This window comes from Cupriavidus sp. 01T418 (assembly GCF_056398885.1).
Window position 1 is genome coordinate 179738 of the sequence record NZ_JBFTQG010000004.1, and the last position, 19474, is coordinate 199211.

The 19474-nt window shown below is 64.7% G+C and carries 18 protein-coding genes and 1 pseudogene; 15 read left to right on the forward strand and 4 right to left on the reverse strand.

Annotation, left to right across the window (positions count from 1 at the left end):
- Positions 1 to 63: 63 nt before the first annotated feature.
- Positions 64 to 696, reverse strand: a complete 633-nt coding sequence (locus tag AC1DQ3_RS06850) for a YiaD family glycine zipper/OmpA-like lipoprotein (protein WP_477119424.1) — start codon at positions 694 to 696, stop codon at positions 64 to 66.
- Between the two features lie 319 nt (positions 697 to 1015).
- Here AC1DQ3_RS06850 and apbC point away from each other — a divergent pair, with 319 nt between their 5' ends.
- From apbC to AC1DQ3_RS06925, 15 genes are all read left to right on the forward strand, one after another.
- Positions 1016 to 2104, forward strand: coding sequence for an iron-sulfur cluster carrier protein ApbC (apbC, locus tag AC1DQ3_RS06855; protein WP_477119425.1), 1089 nt, complete (start codon positions 1016 to 1018; stop codon positions 2102 to 2104).
- 5 nt (positions 2105 to 2109) lie between these two features.
- Positions 2110 to 2697: a DUF3305 domain-containing protein gene (locus tag AC1DQ3_RS06860; protein ID WP_477119426.1), complete on the forward strand. Its 588-nt coding sequence runs from the start codon at positions 2110 to 2112 to the stop codon at positions 2695 to 2697.
- Between the two features lie 16 nt (positions 2698 to 2713).
- Positions 2714 to 3334, forward strand: coding sequence for a DUF3306 domain-containing protein (locus AC1DQ3_RS06865; RefSeq protein ID WP_477119427.1), 621 nt, complete (start codon positions 2714 to 2716; stop codon positions 3332 to 3334).
- Between the two features lie 105 nt (positions 3335 to 3439).
- Positions 3440 to 5611: a 4Fe-4S binding protein gene (locus AC1DQ3_RS06870; RefSeq protein WP_477119428.1), complete on the forward strand. Its 2172-nt coding sequence runs from the start codon at positions 3440 to 3442 to the stop codon at positions 5609 to 5611.
- Between the two features lie 108 nt (positions 5612 to 5719).
- Complete coding sequence (locus tag AC1DQ3_RS06875; protein ID WP_477119429.1) at positions 5720 to 6358, forward strand: TorD/DmsD family molecular chaperone; 639 nt, start codon at positions 5720 to 5722, stop codon at positions 6356 to 6358.
- A gap of 164 nt (positions 6359 to 6522) precedes the next feature.
- On the forward strand, positions 6523 to 6738 hold the full coding sequence (locus AC1DQ3_RS06880; protein WP_477119430.1) for a formate dehydrogenase: 216 nt from the start codon (positions 6523 to 6525) through the stop codon (positions 6736 to 6738).
- Positions 6739 to 6795: 57 nt separating this feature from the next.
- Positions 6796 to 9816 (forward strand): molybdopterin-dependent oxidoreductase, encoded by a 3021-nt coding sequence (locus AC1DQ3_RS06885; protein WP_477119431.1) that lies wholly within the window; start codon positions 6796 to 6798, stop codon positions 9814 to 9816.
- Positions 9817 to 9859: 43 nt separating this feature from the next.
- The gene (gene fdh3B, locus AC1DQ3_RS06890) at positions 9860 to 10525 is read left to right on the forward strand and encodes a formate dehydrogenase FDH3 subunit beta (RefSeq protein WP_477119432.1); all 666 of its coding nucleotides are present in this window, start codon (positions 9860 to 9862) and stop codon (positions 10523 to 10525) included.
- Positions 10522 to 10755, forward strand: coding sequence for a hypothetical protein (locus AC1DQ3_RS06895; RefSeq protein ID WP_477119433.1), 234 nt, complete (start codon positions 10522 to 10524; stop codon positions 10753 to 10755). Before fdh3B ends, AC1DQ3_RS06895 begins: the two co-directional genes overlap by 4 nt.
- 52 nt (positions 10756 to 10807) lie before the next feature.
- Entirely contained in the window at positions 10808 to 12019 is a 1212-nt protein-coding gene (locus tag AC1DQ3_RS06900) for a formate dehydrogenase subunit gamma (RefSeq protein WP_477119434.1), read from the forward strand.
- Positions 12020 to 12079: 60 nt separating this feature from the next.
- Complete coding sequence (locus tag AC1DQ3_RS06905) at positions 12080 to 12481, forward strand: hypothetical protein (protein ID WP_477119435.1); 402 nt, start codon at positions 12080 to 12082, stop codon at positions 12479 to 12481.
- 13 nt (positions 12482 to 12494) lie between these two features.
- Positions 12495 to 13037 carry a superoxide dismutase family protein gene (locus AC1DQ3_RS06910; protein WP_477119436.1) on the forward strand — a complete coding sequence of 181 codons (543 nt, stop codon included), beginning with the start codon at positions 12495 to 12497 and terminating at the stop codon, positions 13035 to 13037.
- A 63-nt stretch (positions 13038 to 13100) separates the two neighbouring features.
- Positions 13101 to 13931 (forward strand): formate dehydrogenase accessory sulfurtransferase FdhD, encoded by an 831-nt coding sequence (locus AC1DQ3_RS06915; protein ID WP_477119437.1) that lies wholly within the window; start codon positions 13101 to 13103, stop codon positions 13929 to 13931.
- A gap of 191 nt (positions 13932 to 14122) precedes the next feature.
- Entirely contained in the window at positions 14123 to 14689 is a 567-nt protein-coding gene (dcd, locus tag AC1DQ3_RS06920) for a dCTP deaminase (RefSeq protein ID WP_477119438.1), read from the forward strand.
- 143 nt (positions 14690 to 14832) lie between these two features.
- Complete coding sequence (locus AC1DQ3_RS06925; RefSeq protein ID WP_477119439.1) at positions 14833 to 17097, forward strand: Orn/Lys/Arg family decarboxylase; 2265 nt, start codon at positions 14833 to 14835, stop codon at positions 17095 to 17097.
- A 206-nt stretch (positions 17098 to 17303) separates the two neighbouring features.
- On the opposite strand, the pseudogene AC1DQ3_RS06930 reads toward AC1DQ3_RS06925, so the two are convergent.
- The 3 genes and pseudogenes from AC1DQ3_RS06930 to AC1DQ3_RS06940 form a co-directional block, all read right to left on the reverse strand.
- Positions 17304 to 17610 (reverse strand): annotated as a pseudogene (locus AC1DQ3_RS06930) (IS4 family transposase); the annotation flags it as partial.
- Between the two features lie 188 nt (positions 17611 to 17798).
- Positions 17799 to 18719, reverse strand: coding sequence for a methionyl-tRNA formyltransferase (locus tag AC1DQ3_RS06935; RefSeq protein ID WP_477119440.1), 921 nt, complete (start codon positions 18717 to 18719; stop codon positions 17799 to 17801).
- Entirely contained in the window at positions 18719 to 19432 is a 714-nt protein-coding gene (locus tag AC1DQ3_RS06940) for a polysaccharide deacetylase WbmS family protein (protein WP_477119441.1), read from the reverse strand. The genes AC1DQ3_RS06935 and AC1DQ3_RS06940 overlap by 1 nt, the downstream gene beginning before the upstream one ends.
- Positions 19433 to 19474: the final 42 nt, after the last annotated feature.

The window sequence follows — 19474 nt, forward strand, 5'->3', positions numbered from 1 at the left end:
GGAGGTCAGCCACCCATCGCGAGCCAGCAACGGTGACAAGCGGTACCTGTTTCTATGACAGCATCATCGCTGAATTGGTTTCAAATAAATTTCGACACGGCGGTTTTGTGCACGACCCGCCTCAGTGGCGTTGTCCGCCACCGGCTGGGTTTGCCCCCGGCCTTCGGCTGCCAGGCGGGTCCGGGCCACACCGTGGTCACCCAGGTAGCTGGCCACGCTTTGCGCGCGGCGCTGCGACAACTGCATGTTGTAGCCGGAATTGCCGGTGCTGTCGGTATGGCCAACCACGGTGGCCGAGATGTCCTGTTGCTGGGCAAGGGTCTGCGAGACCTGGTCGAGCACCGAGCGGAACGAGGGCTTGATGGTGGCGCTGTCCGTGTCGAAGGTCACGTGGCTCGGGATATTCATCTTGAGCGAGCCGTCCGGCTGCTCGGTGATCTGGGTGCCCGTGCCCGCCGTGTCCTTGTTCAGCTTGCCGCGGATCGCGTTCCAGTTGTAACCCGTGGCGCCGCCGACGGCCCCGCCCACTGCCGCGCCCACAAGCGTGCCGGTCGTGTTGCCGCCGATCAGGTTGCCGAGGCCGGCGCCTACTGCGGCGCCCACGCCGGTCCCAACCGCGGTATGCGTTCCCTGTTCTGTAGCGCAGCCGGCGGCAAGAATGGCGACAACGGCAAGGCTGGCAAGCTTAAGTTTCATGCTTTCTCCTTCAGGACGAATCTGAATTCTGTTGAGACGACTGTTGAGGTGGTGTTGGCAACACCGATAGAAATAACGCGGAAGTCACGTGAATACAAGGGCCCGCGCCGGATTCCGCGGGCCTGCGTTCCTGGCGCACTACAATAGGAAGATGAAGCCGCGCGCACAAGCCTGATGCTGTGACAGTTGTAAGTGCGTGTAATTCCACGCCCCTGTCATGGGCTTGTCGTCCGCGCGCCACCCGTGCCCGGCGCTTCGTTCATACTTTGATACAGTACGCGCCTTCCCCCTATTCCCATATTCAGAAGCGGAGATTGTCTTGAGCCTCACCGTCGACCAGGTTACCGAAGTCCTGCGCACCGTGATCGACCCGAACACGGGCCGGGATCTGGTGTCCACCCGTTCTGCCCGCAACGTCCGGGTCGATGGCGGCGAAGTGTCGCTCGAAGTCGAGCTGGGATACCCCGGCAAGAGCCAGCTGGAACCGATTCGCAAGCAGGTGGTTGATGCACTGCGGCAACTGCCGGGCGTGACCGGCGCCAGCGTGGCCGTCAGCATGAAGATCGTGGCCCATGCGGTACAGCGCGGCGTCAAGCTGCTGCCGGGCGTGAAGAACGTGATCGCCGTGGCGTCGGGCAAGGGCGGGGTGGGCAAGTCCACCACCGCCGTCAACCTGGCGCTGGCGTTGTCCGCCGAGGGCGCCCGGGTGGGCATGCTCGATGCCGACATCTACGGTCCCAGCCTGCCGATGATGCTCGGCATCGACGGCCGCCCCGAGTCGGCCGACGGCAAGACCATGGAGCCGCTCGAAGGCCACGGCCTGCAGGCCAACTCCATCGGTTTCCTGATCGAGCAGGACAATCCCATGGTCTGGCGCGGCCCGATGGTGACCTCGGCGCTGGAGCAGTTGCTGCGCCAGACCAACTGGCACGATCTCGACTACCTGATCGTCGACATGCCGCCCGGCACCGGCGATATCCAGCTGACCTTGTCGCAGAAGGTACCGGTTACGGGTGCCATTATCGTCACGACACCGCAGGACATCGCCTTGCTGGACGCCAGGAAGGGCCTGAAGATGTTCGAGAAGGTGGGGATTCCCATTCTCGGCCTTGTCGAGAACATGGCGGTCTACTGCTGCCCGAACTGCGGTCACGTCGAGCATATCTTCGGCGAAGGCGGCGGCGAGAAGATGTGCGAGGACTATGGCGTGGACCTGCTGGGCAGCCTGCCGCTGAACCGCTCGATCCGCGAGCAGGCCGACACGGGCCGCCCCACCGTCGTATCCGACCCCGACAGCCCGATCGCTGAGCTTTACCGCGCCATGGCGCGCAAGGTGGCCGTGAAGGTGGCCGACCGTGCCCGCGACATGACCAGCAAGTTCCCCAGCATCGTGGTGCAGAACACCTGAGCGCCATGGGCACGCCGGCCGACTCCATCGCGGGCATTCCGGCCACCGGGGCCGAAGCCGTGCCGGCTGGCCGGCCCAGTGTCACCGTGGCCGTGGTGATGCGCCGCGTGGCGCTGCGCAGTCCCTGGCAGCCCTGGAAATGGGAGCTCGACGCCGTGCTGCCGGATCTCGGCGAGTTCGGCGCCGCGTCCCACTGCCTGGCGCAGGACGAGCATGGCGCGCGCTGGCTGTATCCGGGCTACGAAGTCACCCTGTTCCGCGACGAGGCCGAGGGATACTACCTCAACCTCACCGCCACCGCGCCCTGCTGGTTCGTGCTGTGGCGCATGGCGGAGGAGGGCGGCCAGGCTGTTCAGGCTGTTGTCCCAGCATCGGGCGGCGGCGAGCCGCTGCCCGTGCCGGTCACCGTGACGCTGTCCTACAACGAGGCCGGACGCTGGCTCGATGCCGGCGAAACCGTCGAGAATGTGCCGCTGGCACCTGAGCAGCTCGACTGGCTGCAAGCCTACGTGGCCGAGCATTATCGCCCCGAACCCAAGAAACGCCGCCGGCCGGAATCGTTCAAGGCGCCACAGGACCGGGCGCGCTACTGATGCAGGCAGGTCGCCCATGAGCGATGACTCCTTCCTGTCGCGCTGGTCCCGCCGCAAGGCCGCGGCGCGCCAGGGGCAGCCGCTTGCGCCCGAGCCGGCGCCGCCCGTCCACGCCGACCCGCCGGTGCGCGTTGCCCAGCCGCCGGCTGAGCCAGCCCCGGCGGCCGAGCCGCTCCCGACGCTGGCCGACGCCGCCTTGCTGCGGCCAGGCGACAGCATTGCGCGCTTCGTGGCCCGCGGCGTCGACGAAACCGTCAAGCGCGCCGCGCTCAAGACATTGTTTGCCGATCCGCATTTCAATGTGATGGACGGGCTCGATACCTATATCGACGACTACGGCAAGCCCGACCCGATCCCCCTCGACGTGCTGCGGCGCATGCGCCAGTCCGAGACGCTCGGCCTGTTCGCGCCGACCGAAGACGAACTGGCCGCGGCGCGCGCGGCGGAACAGGCGGCGGAAGCGCCCGGAGCGCCTGTGGAGGAGCCGCAGCGGGCAACCTCGGATCAGCCCGCGGCACTGGAGTCCCCGGATACCGTGCCGCCTGGAACGCAGCCTCATGCACCGCTCGCCGCCGGCCACGCGTTGCCCGGCACTGCGCGCCAGCCGGACGATTCCGCTCCAGGCAAACACGCGTAGCCGCCGCTGCCGCCGCGGCCTACAATGGGCTTCCCCCCCCCAAGATTGGCCGTCGGCAAGACTCCTTAAGAAATGGGGCAGCCAGGCCGGCCAGCCGCATTCACCATGCCGACGCTGATTTGCAATTGCAACGACACCATGCCGCTTGACGGGGCTGCCTTGTCGGGCAATGGCCCCAACGCCGCAGCCGGCACCGGGCCGCAGCTCAAGGTCCACCATTTGCTGTGCCGCCGCGAGATCGGCGACTTCACCGAGGCGCTCGATGGCACGGACGACGTCATCGTGGCCTGTACGCAGGAGCGCGCGCTGTTCACCGAGGTGGCTGCCCGGCGCCAGGCCGACGGTGGGATGACGGCGCCGGTGCGCTTCGTCAATATCCGGGAAACCGGTGGCTGGTCGCAGGGTGCGCGGCGCGACCCCAAGACCGCCAATGCCAAGATCGCCGCGCTGCTGGCCGTTGCCGCGCTGCCCGATCCGGAACCGGTGCCCGTGGTGGACTACCACGCGGGCAGGGCCGTGCTGGTGCTCGGCCCTGCCGCCCGCGCCATGCCCTGGGCCGGCAAGCTGGCCGAATCCGGCATGGAAGTGTCGGTACTGCTTGGTGGCGCCGGCGAGGCCATGGCCGCAGCCGGCCAGCCCGCCTCGCGGGACTTCCCGGTGCACAGCGGCAAACTGGTCAAGCTCGGCGGCTGGCTCGGCGCCTTCGAGGCCAGTTGGGAGACCGGCGCGGGGCGCAGCAACCCGATCGACCTGGATCTTTGCACGCGCTGCAACGCCTGCATCGAGGCTTGCCCCGAGGACGCCATCGATTTCAGCTACCAGATCGACCTGGACCGTTGCCGTTCGCACCGCGCCTGCGTGAAGGCTTGCGGCGCCGCCGCCGCGATCGACTTCGAGCGTCCCGTCAAGACCGCCACCGAGCGCTTCGACCTGGTGTTCGACCTGGCCGATGTGGCGGCCTTCACCATGCACGCGCCGCCGCAAGGCTACCTGTACGCCKGCGCGGATCCGATGCGCCAGCAGACGCAGGCACTGGCCCTCATCCAGATGGTCGGTGAGTTCGAGAAGCCGAAGTTCTTCCAGTACAAGGAGAAAATCTGCGCGCACGGCCGCAACAAGACCACCGGCTGCACGGCCTGCATCGATATCTGTTCCGCCGAAGCGATCCGCTCGCAGTGGCATGACGGGCGCGGCCGGATCGAGGTCACGCCCAACCTGTGCATGGGCTGCGGCGCCTGCACCACGGTGTGCCCGACCGGGGCCATCAGCTACGCCTATCCCAAGCCGGATTACCTCGGCGAGCGCCTGCGCATCCTGATCTCGACCTATCGTGCGGCGGGCGGCCGCGACGCCGTGCTGCTGCTGCATGGCGAGGCATACGGAAACGCGTCCATCCTGGCGCTGGGCCGCGCCGCGCGCGCCGGCCAGGCCCGCGGCGTGCCGCCCAACGTGATGCCGGTGGCGCTGTTCCATCCGGCCGCGAGCGGACTCGAGTTGTGGCTGTCGGCCATTGGCTGGGGAGCCAGCCGCGTCGCCGTGATGCTCACGGGCGACGAAGCGCCGCAATATCGCACGGCGCTGGCGGAGCAGATGGCAGTGGGGCAGGCCATCCTGGCGGGCCTCGGCTATGAGGGCGAATACCTGTCGCTGGTGGATGGCCCCGATGCCGCCACGCTGGACGCGCAACTGGCGCAATTGAGCGCGCCCGGCCCCGGCCGGCCGGCGTTGCCGCCGGCGCCTTTCCACGCCGCTGCCGCCAAGCGCGAGACGCTGGATTTCGCGCTCGACCACCTGGTGCGCAACGCCCCGCGCCCGCAGGCCAGCGTGCCGCTGCCAGCCAGCGCGCCGCTGGGCGCGGTGGCAGTGGATACCGGGCGCTGCACCCTGTGCATGGCCTGTGTCGGCGCCTGTCCCTCGCAGGCCCTGCGCGATAACCCCGAGCGTCCGGTGCTGGGCTTCCTGGAGCGCAACTGCGTACAGTGCGGCTTGTGCGAAAGCACCTGCCCGGAAGATGCCATCACCCTGGTGCCGCGCTTGCTTACCGGCGAGGCCGCGCGCCGTACCGTGACGCTCGCCGAGACCGAGCCATTCCACTGCATCCGCTGCGGCAAGCCGTTTGGCACCGCGCAGATGATGCATGCCATGCTGGACAGGCTGGCGGACCACCCGGCGTTCGCCGGCGAGGCTGCCGAACGCCTGAAGATGTGCGGCGATTGCCGCGTCATCGATATGATGGAAAAGAGCAGCGGCACCCCCAGTGGTACGGCAGTGCAGTAGCTCAGCCCCGTGGGGGCGCAAGCCGTCTTGCCGCGTGGGTGGCAAGGCGCGCCTGCGCCGGCCAAATCCGCAATCCGATCTCCCGGTACCCTTGAGAACCATCACGAAATGACAGATTTCCAGCCGATCCAGCTGATCCCCCCGGTCATCGAAGCCACGGCCAATGCCGAGGACACCGCCCGCGCGGACCTGTACGGCCTGCTGGCCACCTTGTTGTATCGCGCTCCCGATGCCGCGCTGCTGCACCATATCGCCGCCAACCGTGCCATTGGCGAAGACGCCGCGACCAGGCTGGGCGAAGCCTGGAATGGCTTGTGCAACGCAGCATCGATCGCCACGGCCGCCGGGACTGCCGACGAATACCAGCAATTGTTCATCGGGGTGGGCAAGCCGGAAGTCCTTCTCTACGGCTCCTACTACCAGACCGGATTCCTCAACGAACGCCCGGTGGTGGCGCTGCGCGACGACCTGGCGCGCTATGGCCTGGTGCGCCAGGACAATGTCAGCGAGACCGAGGACCATATCGCCACGCTGTGCGAGGTGATGCGCTTCCTGGTGGCGGGCGAGGATGCGGGCATTGCCAGTCTTGCCGAGCAGCAGTACTTCTTTTCGCGCCATCTGCAGTCATGGGTGGAGACGCTGTGCGATGCCATGGCGGCCCATCCGCAAGCCCGTTTTTACGTGCAGGTGGCCGTTTTGCTGAAAGCCTTCATGGCGGTCGAGGCGATCGCGCTCGACATGCATTGAGCCTTCGGGACGGATGGCCGGAAGCGGGCGCGCAAGCCGTCTTCAAGCGCCGGCATCAGTAGAAACCCGCGCATGGCATGGTCTTTCGACACATATCAACCTAATATAAATAAAAGACTACATGACTTGATTGGCAACCGGTTTCATTTTGCCAGGGAGTTCCCATGAAGGACGAGCAGCACAGGGCCGCACGCCGTACATTCCTTGCCGGCGCAGGTGTCGTTGCCGCTGCCGGCGCCGCCGCCGCGCTGACCTCGCGCGGTCCCGCCGTGCCCGTTACGGCCACAACCTCGGCCATTCCGGATGTCACGCCCAGCGACAACGAGGGCTACCGGGTTACCGAACATATTCGCAAGTACTATCGGACAGCGCTGGTGTGAGCCGCGTCGCGCCTTTGCGCGCGTCTCGCCCGGCCTGGTTCCATCCAGGGGTGATCCATGATCTTGACCCGCAAGCGCGCGGCGCAGGGCAGCGCATCCTCGCAGCTGGCTGGCACCGTCGCCGGGCACGCCACCGGCCGGCTTTCCGAGCGCCTGGCCGCCGGCCTGGCCGGCGCGATGCCCACCATGGACCGCCGCAGCTTTCTCAAGCGCTCCGGCATCGGGGTAGGCGCCGGCCTGGCCGCCGCGCAGCTGACGCTGCTGCGCCGGGCGGATGCCGCGGACGCGGGGAGCGCGGCGAGCGCTGAAGGCAACAGCAATATCGTTGTGCGCCGCACCGTCTGCGGCCATTGCTCGGTGGGCTGCGCGGTCGATGCGGTGGTGCAGAACGGCGTGTGGATCCGCCAGGAGCCGGTCTTCGATTCGCCGATCAACATGGGCGCGCACTGCGCCAAGGGCGCCGCACTGCGCGAGCACGGCCACGGCGAGTATCGCCTGAAGTACCCGATGAAGCTGGTCGACGGCAAGTACCAGCGCATCAGCTGGGACCAGGCGCTCGACGAAGTCACCGCGAAGATGAAGGAGATCCGCCAGCAGACCGGGCCGGACTCGATGTTCTTCATCGGCTCCTCCAAGCACAGCAACGAGGGCGCATACCTGCTGCGCAAGTGGGTGTCGTTCTTCGGCACCAACAACACCGACCACCAGGCGCGCATCTGCCACTCCACCACGGTGGCCGGCGTGGCCAATACCTGGGGCTACGGTGCGATGACCAACTCGTACAACGATATGCAGAACGCCAGGGCAGCGCTGTATATCGGCTCCAACGCGGCCGAGGCGCACCCGGTGTCGATGCTGCACCTGCTGCATGCCAAGGAAAACGGCTGCAAGGTGATCGTGGTCGATCCGCGCTACACCCGCACGGCGGCCAAGTCCGACCACTATGTGCGGATTCGCTCCGGCACCGATATCGCCTTCCTGTTCGGCATGCTGTACCACATCTTCAAGAACGGCTGGGAAGACCAGAAGTTCCTGAACGACCGCGTCTACGGCATGGACAAGGTCAAGGAGGAAGTCCTCGCCAAGTGGACGCCGGACAAGGTCGAGGAAGTCTGCGGCGTGCCCGAGGCCGAGGTCTACATGGTCGCCGAGATCATGGCCAGGAACCGCCCCAGCACGCTGGTGTGGTGCATGGGCCAGACCCAGCACTCCATCGGCAATGCCATCGTGCGCGCCTCCTGCATCGTGCAGCTGGCGCTGGGCAATATCGGCGTGTCGGGCGGCGGCGCCAACATTTTCCGCGGCCACGACAACGTGCAGGGCGCTACCGACGTAGGCCCCAACCCCGACTCGCTGCCGGGCTACTACGGACTCGCCGCCGGCGCATGGAAGCACTATGCCGCGGTGTGGGGCGTGGACTACGAATGGATCAAGAAGCAATACGCCTCGCAGGCGATGATGGAGAAGTCCGGCACCACGGTGTCGCGATGGATCGATATCGTCACCGAGAAGCCCGAGCTGATCGACCAGGACAACAATGTGCGCGGCGTGGTCTTCTGGGGCCACGCACCCAACTCGCAGACGCGCGGCCTGGAGATGAAGAAGGCGCTGGACAAGCTCGACCTGCTGGTGGTCATCGACCCCTATCCGTCGGCCACCGCGGCGATGGCCAATATGCCGCCGCCCGAAGGCGACAAGGTCAACCCGAACCGCGCGGTCTACCTGCTGCCGGCCTGCACGCAGTTCGAGACCTCCGGCACCTGCACGGCCTCCAACCGCTCGCTGCAATGGCGCGAGAAGGTGATCGAGCCGCTGTTCGAATCCATGCCGGACCACACCATCATGCAGGCCTTCGCGGAGCGCCTTGGGTTTGGCAAAGAGCTGTCGAAGAACTTCAAGATGCTGGAGGTCAAGCGCGCCGGGCGTACCTGGATGGAGCCGGAACCCGAGTCCATCCTGCGCGAGATCAACGCCAGCAACTGGACCATCGGCTACACCGGGCAATCGCCCGAGCGGCTCAAGTCGCATATGCGCAATATGCAGATGTTCGACGTGCGCACGCTGCGCTGCAAGGGCGGCAAGGATCCGCTGACCGGCTACGACCTGACCGGCGATTATTTCGGCCTGCCGTGGCCGTGCTACGGCACGCCGGAACTCAAGCACCCCGGCACGGCCAACCTGTACGACACCAGCAGGCACGTCATGGATGGCGGCGGCAACTTCCGCGCCAACTTTGGCGTGGAGCGGGATGGCGTCAACCTGCTGGCCGAGGACGGCTCGTATTCGAAGGGCGCGGACATCACCACCGGTTACCCCGAGTTCGACCACGTGCTGCTGAAGAAACTGGGCTGGTGGGATGAGCTGACCGATGCCGAGAAGCAGAAGGCCGAGGGCAAGAACTGGAAGACCGACCTGTCCGGCGGCATCCAGCGCGTGGTGCTGAAGAACCACGGCTGCCATCCCTTCGGCAATGCCAAGGCCCGCGCCATCGTGTGGAATTTCCCCGACCCGATTCCGCAGCACCGCGAGCCGCTATATGGCACGCGGCCGGACCTGGTCGCCAAGTACCCGACGCACGACGACAAGATGGCGTTCTGGCGCCTGCCCACGCTGTACAAGTCGCTGCAGCAGCGCAATATCGAGAACAAGCTCTACGAGAAGTTTCCGATCATCCTCACCTCGGGCCGCCTGGTCGAGTACGAGGGCGGTGGCGAGGAAACCCGTTCCAATCCGTGGCTGGCCGAGCTGCAGCAAGAGAACTTCGTCGAGATCAACCCGCGCGCGGCCTCCGAGCGCGGCATCCGCAACGGCGACTACTGCTGGGTCAGGACACCCACCGGCGCGCGGATCAAGGTGCGCGCCCTCGTGACCGAGCGGGTCGGCGTGGACACCGCCTTCATCCCCTTCCACTTCTCGGGCTGGTGGCAGGGCAAGGACCTCAAGGACTCCTACCCCGAAGGCGCGATGCCGATCGTGCGCGGCGAGGCCGTCAACACCGCCACCACCTACGGCTACGACGCGGTGACGATGATGCAGGAAACCAAGACCACGATCTGCCAGATCGAACGGTTCGCCTGATTGCGACAGAGACAGAGACTGGGATCAAGGGCAAGGAACGACCATGGCACGCATGAAATTCATCTGTGACGCCGAGCGATGCATCGAATGCAACAGCTGCGTTACCGCCTGCAAGAACGAGCACGAAGTGCCGTGGGGTGTCAACCGGCGCCGCGTGGTGACGATCAACGACGGCATCGTCGGCGCCGAGAAATCGATCTCGGTGGCCTGCATGCACTGCTCGGACGCGCCCTGCATGGCGGTTTGCCCGGTCGATTGCTTCTACCGCACCGATGACGGCGTGGTGCTGCACGACAAGGACGTCTGCATCGGCTGCGGCTACTGCTCTTACGCCTGCCCGTTCGGCGCGCCCCAGTTCCCCAGCGAGGGGACTTTCGGCGTGCGCGGCAAGATGGACAAGTGCACCTTCTGCGCGGGCGGGCCGGAGAAGAACGGCAGCGAGGCAGAGTTCGAGAAATACGGCCGCAACCGGCTGGCGGAAGGCAAGCTGCCCCTGTGCGCGGAAATGTGCTCGACCAAGGCGCTGCTGGGCGGCGACGGCGACGTGATCGCCGACATCCTGCGCAACCGCGTGATCAAGCGCGGCAAGGGCGGCGATGTGTTCGGCTGGGGCACGGCCTATGGCAACAAGGGTGCCGCGCAGGGCGCGCCGGGTGCGCCCGCAGCCCCGGCTGCCGCGCCACCCGCATCGGGAGCGCAGCCATCATGACCCGCCTGCTCCTGATCCTGCTGGCCGCCGCCAGCACCGCGCTGGCCGCCTGCGGCGAACGCCCGCAGACCGCCACCGCGGCGCACAAGAAAACCGACGCGCCGGCCTACGAGGGCGCGCCGGGCGATCCTTTCGTGGTCAAGGGCTGGACGCCGGGCGACAAGACCAGCTGGCAGAACCAGATCCACGAGCGCAACCAGTACCAGAACGAATACAACCGCACGCCATGACCCCGGCGCTGCGAAGCCCGGGGGTAACCCTGGCCGACCCGATGGAGGACATATGAAGCCGACGCGCAGTCCTGGCTGGTTCCGCTATCTGGCGGGGGCGGCCTGTGCGCTGGCCATGGTGCTGGCGCCGCTTGGGGCCGCGCAGGCCCAGGCGCCGGCCGCGGGTGGTGCATCCGCCGCACAGGCCGCCGGCGTGCCCGCCGATGCCAACAATCCGGCCACGCACCCGGCGCAGCCGTTCGCGGGCATCGCCTCGGAGAACATCTTCAACGTGCCGCGCCGCGACATCGCGGCCGAGGCCCAGGCCCAGCAGGCGCGTACGCAGTCGCAGCCCGGCAATAACGCGCCGGTATGGCGCGAGGTGAATTCCGACCAGGCGCACTACAGCAGCCTGCCCGCCAAGGAAGCCGGCGTGCTGATCCAGCGCACCGGCCAGAAGTGGCGGCTGTTCCGCAACGGCGTGATCACGGTCTGGGGCGGCTGGCTGGTGGTGCTGGTGCCCGCCGCGATCCTGGCCTTTTTCGCCTGGCGCGGCGCCATTCCCCTCAAGACGCCGCGCACCGGCCGCATGATCCAGCGCTTCACGCCCGTGGAGCGCATGGTGCACTGGACCATGGCGATCGCCTTCGTGACGCTGGCGGTGTCGGGCATCGTCATGCTGTTCGGCAAGCATTTCCTGTTGCCGCTGATGGGCCATACGCTGTTCGGCTGGCTGACCTACCTGCTGAAGAACGTGCACAACGTCGTCGGGCCGGTCTTCACCCTGGCGGTGATCGTCGGCTTCGTGATCTTCGTGCGCGACAACCTGCCGGCCCGCGAGGACTGGCAGTGGGTCGCCAAACTGGGCGGGCTGGTCTCCGGCAAGCACGTGCCAAGCGGGCGCTTCAACGCCGGCGAGAAAGCCTGGTTCTGGGGCGGGCTGGTGCTGTTCGGCCTGATCCTGTCCGCCTCCGGCTGGGTGCTCGACATGATCGTGCCCGGCATGGATTTCTACCGTGCCACCATGCAGATCGCCAATGTGGTCCATGGCATCGCGGCGGTGCTGATGATCGCCATGGCTTGCGGCCATATCTACATGGGCACCATCGGCATGGAAGGGGCCTACCGCGCCATGCGCGACGGCTGGGTCGACGAAGCCTGGGCCCAGGAGCACCATGAGCTCTGGTACGACGATATCAAGTCCGGCAAGATCCCCGCGCAGCGTGCTGCCGAGCCGAAGCCCGGCGAGCACGCCGGCGGCCGGGCCAGCACCGGCGAGGCCTGAACGGACACGGGCCCGCGCGCCAGCCCCGGAGCCAGAGAACGAGGAAGAGGAACCCGACCGATGACACGCATCCTGATGCTGCTTGCCCTGGCCCTTTGCGGCACAAGCGCCCTGGCCAGGCTGCCGCCCCCCACCGAGGCGCAAAAGCTCAAGGCCGACGAGGCCAAGGCCCGCGCCGGCTGGTCCGACAAAGTGGCCGCCTACCAGCTCTGCCTGGCGCAGGACAAGGTGGCGGCACGTTACTACAGCGAGATGAAAACCAGGGGCAAGGACGTGCCACCTGCGCCCGCTGCCGCGCCATGCGCCGATCCAGGCCCGTTCGTGGCCCCGCCGCCTGCCGCCGCCGATGCCGCCAGCATCGCCGGAGGGCCTTCCACGGCGCCCGGGGTGGCGCCTTCTGATCACAAACCGGCCGCAGCGCCGGGCACGGGAGCGGTACAATCGCCCCGGACATCACCGTGAGAGGAGGTTCGGCATGACGCATGTACGTGTACTTTTCGGTCTGGCGGTAGCGGGAGCCTTGGCCGGCGGCCTGGCAGGCTGCTCCAGTATGGGGATGGGCGGCGGATCGGATACCGCCGTCGCCGCCCTGGAGTCCAGGAGCGGCACCGCGACGCAGGGCACCGTGACATTCACCCAGCGTGGCGATACGGTGCTGGTCAAGGCCGACGTGACGGGCCTGCCGCCGAATACCGAGCACGGCTTCCATGTGCACGACAAGGGCGATTGCTCGGCACCCGACGCCATGAGCGCCGGCGGCCACTTCAACCCGACCGGCAAGCCGCACGGATCGATGTCGATGCCCGACCACCATGCCGGCGATATCAACAACCTGAAGGCCGACGACAGCGGGCGCGCCCAGGCCAGCTTCGAGCTGACCGGCGTGACCGTGGCCCCCGGCCCTACCAGCGTGGTGGGCCGCGCCGTGGTCGTCCACAAGGATCCGGACGACTACAAGACCCAGCCCACCGGCAACTCCGGCGGCCGTATCGCCTGCGGCGTGATCGCCAAGTCCTGACGGACGGGGCAGGGCGGCGCGCACCGGCAGCACCCGGCGCGCGCGCCCATTCTCCTCATACCCATGCCACTGCGCCCCGAACTGACCCACGCTTCGGTTCCCCTGATCGAAGAAGTCGAAGTGGTCGACGAGCAGGGGCGTGTGCGGCCAGCCTTCCTGCCCGGCGAGCGTCCGCTCACGGTCTACCTGGACAAGCGCGAGCTGGTGACGCTGATGACGCTGGGCGGCGCGCCCGAGGCCCTGGTGCTGGGCTATCTGCGCAACCAGCGGCTGGTCGGGTCGATCGAGGATATCGCCGCGATCCAGGTCGACTGGGAGACCGAATCCGCCGCCGTCACGACCCGCACGGGCGTGGACCGCATCGAGGAGCGCACGGCACGCCGCGTGGTGACCACCGGCTGCGGCCAGGGCACCGTGTTCGGCTCGCTGCTGGACGAAGTCGACAATATCCGGCTGCCGGACGACGCCACGCTCGACCAGGAAACGCTCTACGGCATCGTCGACACCATCCGCCTGCAGCAGTCGGTCTACAAGCAGGCCGGCTCGGTGCATGGCTGCGCGCTGTTCCGCGGGCGCGAACTGCTGATGTTCATCGAGGATGTGGGCCGCCACAACGCCGTGGATGCCATCGCCGGCCTGATGTGGCTGGAAGACATGAGCGGCGCCGACAAGGTGTTCTACACCACCGGCCGGCTGACTTCCGAGATGGTGATCAAGGGTGCCCAGATGGGCATTCCCTTCCTGCTGTCGCGCTCCGGCGTGACCCAGATGGGCTACCGGATGGCCCAGCGCGTCAACCTGGCCCTGTTCGCCCGATGCACCGGGCGCCACTTCCTGCTGTATACCGGCCGCGAGCGCTTCCGGTACCAGTTGCCGGAGCAGGCCACCGCCTGAAGCCGGAGCAGGGACCGGCTCTTCCCGGCCGTGGGCGCCATTGCGGCGGCGACGCCGGTTTTTGGTTGTACAATGCGCCCCATCGCAAGGCCCCGGCAGGTCCGGCGCGCCTGTGAACAAATGCGAGCAGCGTTCCCGGTCCGTCCCGGCCGCGCCCGAGCCTGCCCGCATTTGTTCATCCCGATACCCCTATGAGCATCAAATCCGATAAGTGGATCCGCCGCATGGCGGAACAGCACGGCATGATCGAGCCGTTCGAGCCCGGCCAGGTACGGGAGGAAGACGGCCGCAAGATCGTGTCGTACGGCACCTCGAGCTACGGCTACGATATCCGCTGCGCCGACGAATTCAAGATCTTCACCAATATCAACAGCACCATCGTCGATCCCAAGAACTTCGACGAGAAGTCCTTTGTCGACTTCAGGGGCGATGTCTGCATCATCCCGCCCAACTCGTTCGCGCTGGCGCGCACCATGGAGTATTTCCGCATCCCGCGCAGCGTGCTGACCATCTGCCTGGGCAAGAGCACCTATGCGCGTTGCGGCATCATCGTCAACGTAACCCCGTTCGAACCGGAGTGGGAAGGCTATGTGACGCTGGAGTTTTCCAACACCACGCCGCTGCCCGCCAAGATCTACGCCGGCGAAGGCTGCGCCCAGGTGCTGTTCTTCGAAAGCGACGAGATCTGCGAGACTTCCTACCGCGACCGCGGTGGCAAGTACCAGGGTCAGCAGGGTGTCACATTGCCGAAGACCTGATCGCATACAATGCGCGCGTTGCGGTATCGCCGGGCGTCCCCGGGGCCGCACGCCAAGCCTGAACATCGAGCCACATGCCGACCCAGGGGGATGCGTCCCCGGGCCATGTGGCTCAAGTCCTTCCTGCCGTCCAAGGATGCCAAATGAAATTCCGCTTCCCCGTCATCATCATCGATGAAGACTTCCGCTCCGAGAACATTTCCGGCTCGGGCATCCGTGCGCTGGCCGAGGCCATCGAGCAGGAAGGCATGGAGGTCATGGGCCTGACCAGCTATGGCGACCTGACCTCGTTCGCACAGCAGTCCAGCCGCGCCTCCTCGTTCATCGTATCGATCGACGACGACGAATTCGTCAGCGAGGACGACCGGCCCGAAGCGGCGGCCATCGAGAAGCTGCGCGCCTTCATCAAGGAAGTGCGCCGCCGCAATACCGACCTGCCCATCTTCCTGTACGGCGAGACCCGCACCTCGCGGCATATCCCCAACGATATCCTGCGCGAGCTGCACGGCTTCATCCATATGTTCGAGGACACGCCGGAATTCGTCGCGCGCCACATCATCCGCGAGGCCCGGGTCTACCTGGATTCGCTGGCGCCGCCGTTCTTCAAGGCGCTGATCGCCTACGCGCAGGACAGCTCCTACTCGTGGCACTGCCCCGGCCACTCCGGCGGCGTGGCCTTCCTGAAGAGCCCGGTCGGCCAGGTGTTCCACCAGTTCTTCGGCGAGAACATGCTGCGCGCCGACGTCTGCAACGCGGTGGACGAACTCGGCCAGCTGCTCGACCACACCGGCCCGGTGGCGGCCTCGGAGCGCAATGCCGCGCGCATCTTCAACTCCGACCACATGTATTTCGTCACCAACGGCACCTCCACCTCGAACAAGATGGTGTGGCATGCCAACGTGGCGCCGGGCGACATCGTGGTGGTGGACCGCAACTGCCACAAGTCGATCCTGCACGCGATCATGATGACAGGAGCCATCCCCGTCTTCCTGATGCCGACGCGCAACCACTACGGCATCATCGGCCCGATCCCGAAGAGCGAGTTCGATCCGGAGACCATCCGCCGCAAGATCGAGGCGCACCCGTTCGCCAGCCAGGCCAAGAACCAGAAGCCGCGCATCCTGACCATCACTCAGGGTACCTACGACGGCGTGCTGTACAACGCCGAGCAGATCAAGGAAATGCTGGCCACCGAGATCGACACGCTGCATTTCGATGAAGCCTGGCTGCCGCACGCGGCATTCCACGACTTCTATCACAACATGCACGCGATCGGCAAAGACCGCCCGCGCAGCAAGGACGCGCTGGTATTCGCCACGCAATCCACGCACAAGCTGCTGGCCGGTCTGTCGCAGGCCTCGCAGATCCTCGTGCAAGATTCGGACACGCGCAAGCTGGACCGCTACCGGTTCAACGAGGCGTACCTGATGCACACGTCCACCAGCCCGCAGTACTCGATCATCGCCTCCTGCGACGTGGCGGCGGCGATGATGGAAGCCCCTGGCGGCACCGCGCTGGTGGAAGAGAGCATCCAGGAAGCGATCGACTTCCGCCGCGCCATGCGCAAGGTGGAAGGCGACTACGACGCCGGCAACAACGGCGACTGGTGGTTCAAGGTATGGGGCCCCGACGCGCTGGTCGAGGACGGCATCGGCGACCGCGAGGAATGGATGCTCAAGTCCAACGAGCGCTGGCACGGCTTCGGCGACCTCGCCGACGGTTTCAACCTGCTCGACCCGATCAAGGCCACCATCATCACCCCGGGCCTGAACGTGGACGGCGAGTTCAGCGAACGCGGCATCCCGGCGGCCATCGTCACCAAGTACCTGGCCGAGCACGGCATCATCATCGAGAAGACCGGGCTGTACTCGTTCTTCATCATGTTCACCATCGGCATCACCAAGGGCCGCTGGAACTCGCTGGTGACCGAACTGCAGCAGTTCAAGGACGACTACGACCAGAACCAGCCGCTGTGGCGCGTGCTGCCGGAGTTCGTCGGCAAGCATCCGCAGTACGAGCGCCTGGGCCTGCGCGACCTGTGCGACGCCATCCATAGCGTCTACAAGGCCAATGACGTGGCTCGCGTGACCACCGAGATGTACCTGTCGGACATGGAACCGGCGATGAAGCCCTCGGACGCCTGGGCCATGATGGCCCACCGCGAGATCGAGCGCGTGGCGGTCGACGAACTGGAAGGCCGCGTCACCGCCATCCTGCTCACGCCGTACCCGCCAGGCATCCCGCTGCTGATCCCGGGTGAACGCTTCAACCACATCATCGTGCAGTACCTGAAGTTCGCGCGCGACTTCAACAAGCTGTTCCCCGGCTTCGAAACCGATATCCACGGGCTGGTCGAGGAAGAGGTGGAAGGCGGCGGCAAGGCGTACTTCGTGGATTGCGTGAAGTAAGGCAAGGCGGCGGAAAAAGGGGGGCGGGCAGCTTGCTGCCTGCCTCGTCTCGGGAAAAAAAGCCTCGCACGTGAGTAATGCCGTTCGGTCAAGATTCTTTTAGATGTCGAACGGTATAACGATGAGGGGCGCGATTTGAAGACCCGGTCGCATGCGTGGCTGGGTCGTTTCTCGTTGGGCAGCGACCTGAGTCGTTCATGCATGTGGATAGCCCGCGCAGTCCAGAGTTCAGCTAATGCGGGGCACTGCTTGCGCGCCTGCGGCGAGACACGCATGCGTACCGTTGCATTGTCCGGCTTGCGAGCAACCACCCTCCCAGCAAGTGTGGGACTTGGCGGGAATCAGGAAGTGGCGGTTACGCCCGCTCATCGTAAGGCCACACAGGACCCTGGCAGCCACGAAGTCCTTGTCGAACACCGTCAGCGAATCATCCGGTATCTGCGGCAGAAGGCTCTGGGCATACACCATTTCGTTGGTGTCATAGCGGCCGACGTTGATGTCGGTCACCAGATGCCTCCAACCGATGTTGTTCGATAGCAGCGGCGACAGCGGTCCGTCTTGCGGCGTGCTCGATCACCCCACCACGCATCCGCCCCGCTTCCAGATACCGCAGGATTAGCTTGAGCACCCGGGCGTCTCTCACTTGTCGTGTCGCCCGCGACATCAGGGCATAAACCGAAGGATGCGCGCCGAATTGCTAATCAGGAGAGTCTTTTTCTGATAGAAGAAACAACGAGGCTAGGTGGCTTGATCTCTCCCGACACCTCTATTTCCTTAAGGCGTAATTTTCCATTCTTGGTGGCAACTTCGACAAAGCCATCTGTGATCATCGTGACTTGGCCAGGAATTGCAAGAAAGTTCTCCTCGGGAGCGAGTTCTGCGTCCCAAACAATCAGCTTTTGATCATCTAGGAAACAGAACGCGCCGGCATACGGTCGATTGCACGCATTGACCAACCGCAGAATTTCCGCCGCACTCAAAGACCAGTCGATACGACCGTCCTCTGGACGCCGAGGGTAACAGCGGAGGGCATCTTTAGGGTCTTTTGACTGTCGCTCTAGGACAAACCTTGGGTCGTCCTCCAAGTGCCTGATCGCTTCCTCAAAGAGGTCTGGGATCTGCTCGCTCATCCATTGATAGACTGCCGTGACCTTCGTATCAATGGTGATGGGAAAGTAGCTTCGTGCAATGATGTCCCCACTATCGAGTTCGCCACCAATCATCCTATGGATGCAGAGGCCAATGCGGTCCTCGCCATTGAGGATGGCCCAAGCTTGGCATGCATTGCCGCGATAACGGGGTAGGTCGCCGCCATGGGAGTTCAGAATCCCCAATGGGAAAAGATCGATAACAGAACTAGGAATGATTCCGCTGTAGTTCAGGCTGACGCCGATATCGATAGGTGGCAAGTCGCGAATGGATGTAATGGCTTCTTCAATTCGAGGAGTGTTGATGAACGGCACATTCAATTGATTCGCGAGTCGACAAAAATCATTCGATGTTTTTGTATATTCTGAAGCCTCTTTTGCTGTAATTATAAGAGCAATTTCATGGCCTTTATCGCGGAGCCGTTCAGTGGTTTCAAAAAGAATTTCCGTCCTGCCAATAATAGCGATTCGCATCAGTTCAACCTCAGTATTTCCTTTAAGTGCGAGCGAGTGCCTGTGCCCGTATATCTATGCTTACTGAGCTCTTTGGGGTCTCGATGAATTTCGCGGGTGCCCTCATATCGATCGAGTGATTCTGTATTTAGAAACACATGGATGGGATGAAAGTCAAAAACACGCACTCCGTTTCTTTTTGTTAGCTCTTGGATTGGCGTGTTTTCCTTATAAAGGCAGGCAACATCGTCTTCCCAGAGGTAGGGAATTTTAATTAATCCATTCCATAGGCGCCATGGCTTTAATTCAATGGCGGCTTGCTCTGGAATAAAGTGATTGGCTTCGTGCGTCAATCCATTGTCGGCGAAGATTTGGAGAATATTGCTACTCTGGGTCAACGAGTGGCTGCGTACGGTTTTCGCCTCCGGTACGATGGCCAATAGTCGCTTTACAACCTCCTGTGCTGTCCCCCCATTGCGGGCATCACCGTTAAGCAAGAAGTTGAAGTTAGGATGGATGCCAATCTCGAAAGCAGGGTTGGAGCGGAGGCGTTTCAGCACCGGCGTATCGTGGGTTACAAACCACGTAGCAGAAATCCCGGATGATTCCACCAAATCAATCGTATCTTCCAATACCTCATCGCAAGCCCAATCGATATCGAAAGTAAGGACGCAATTCCATGTGTCTGGATTGCTTGGGTCAATTTCTGAGAGTTTGATAAACGTATTGGGCACTGCTATTGCTCCTCGGGAATTCGTCGCACCGATTCTATGGTT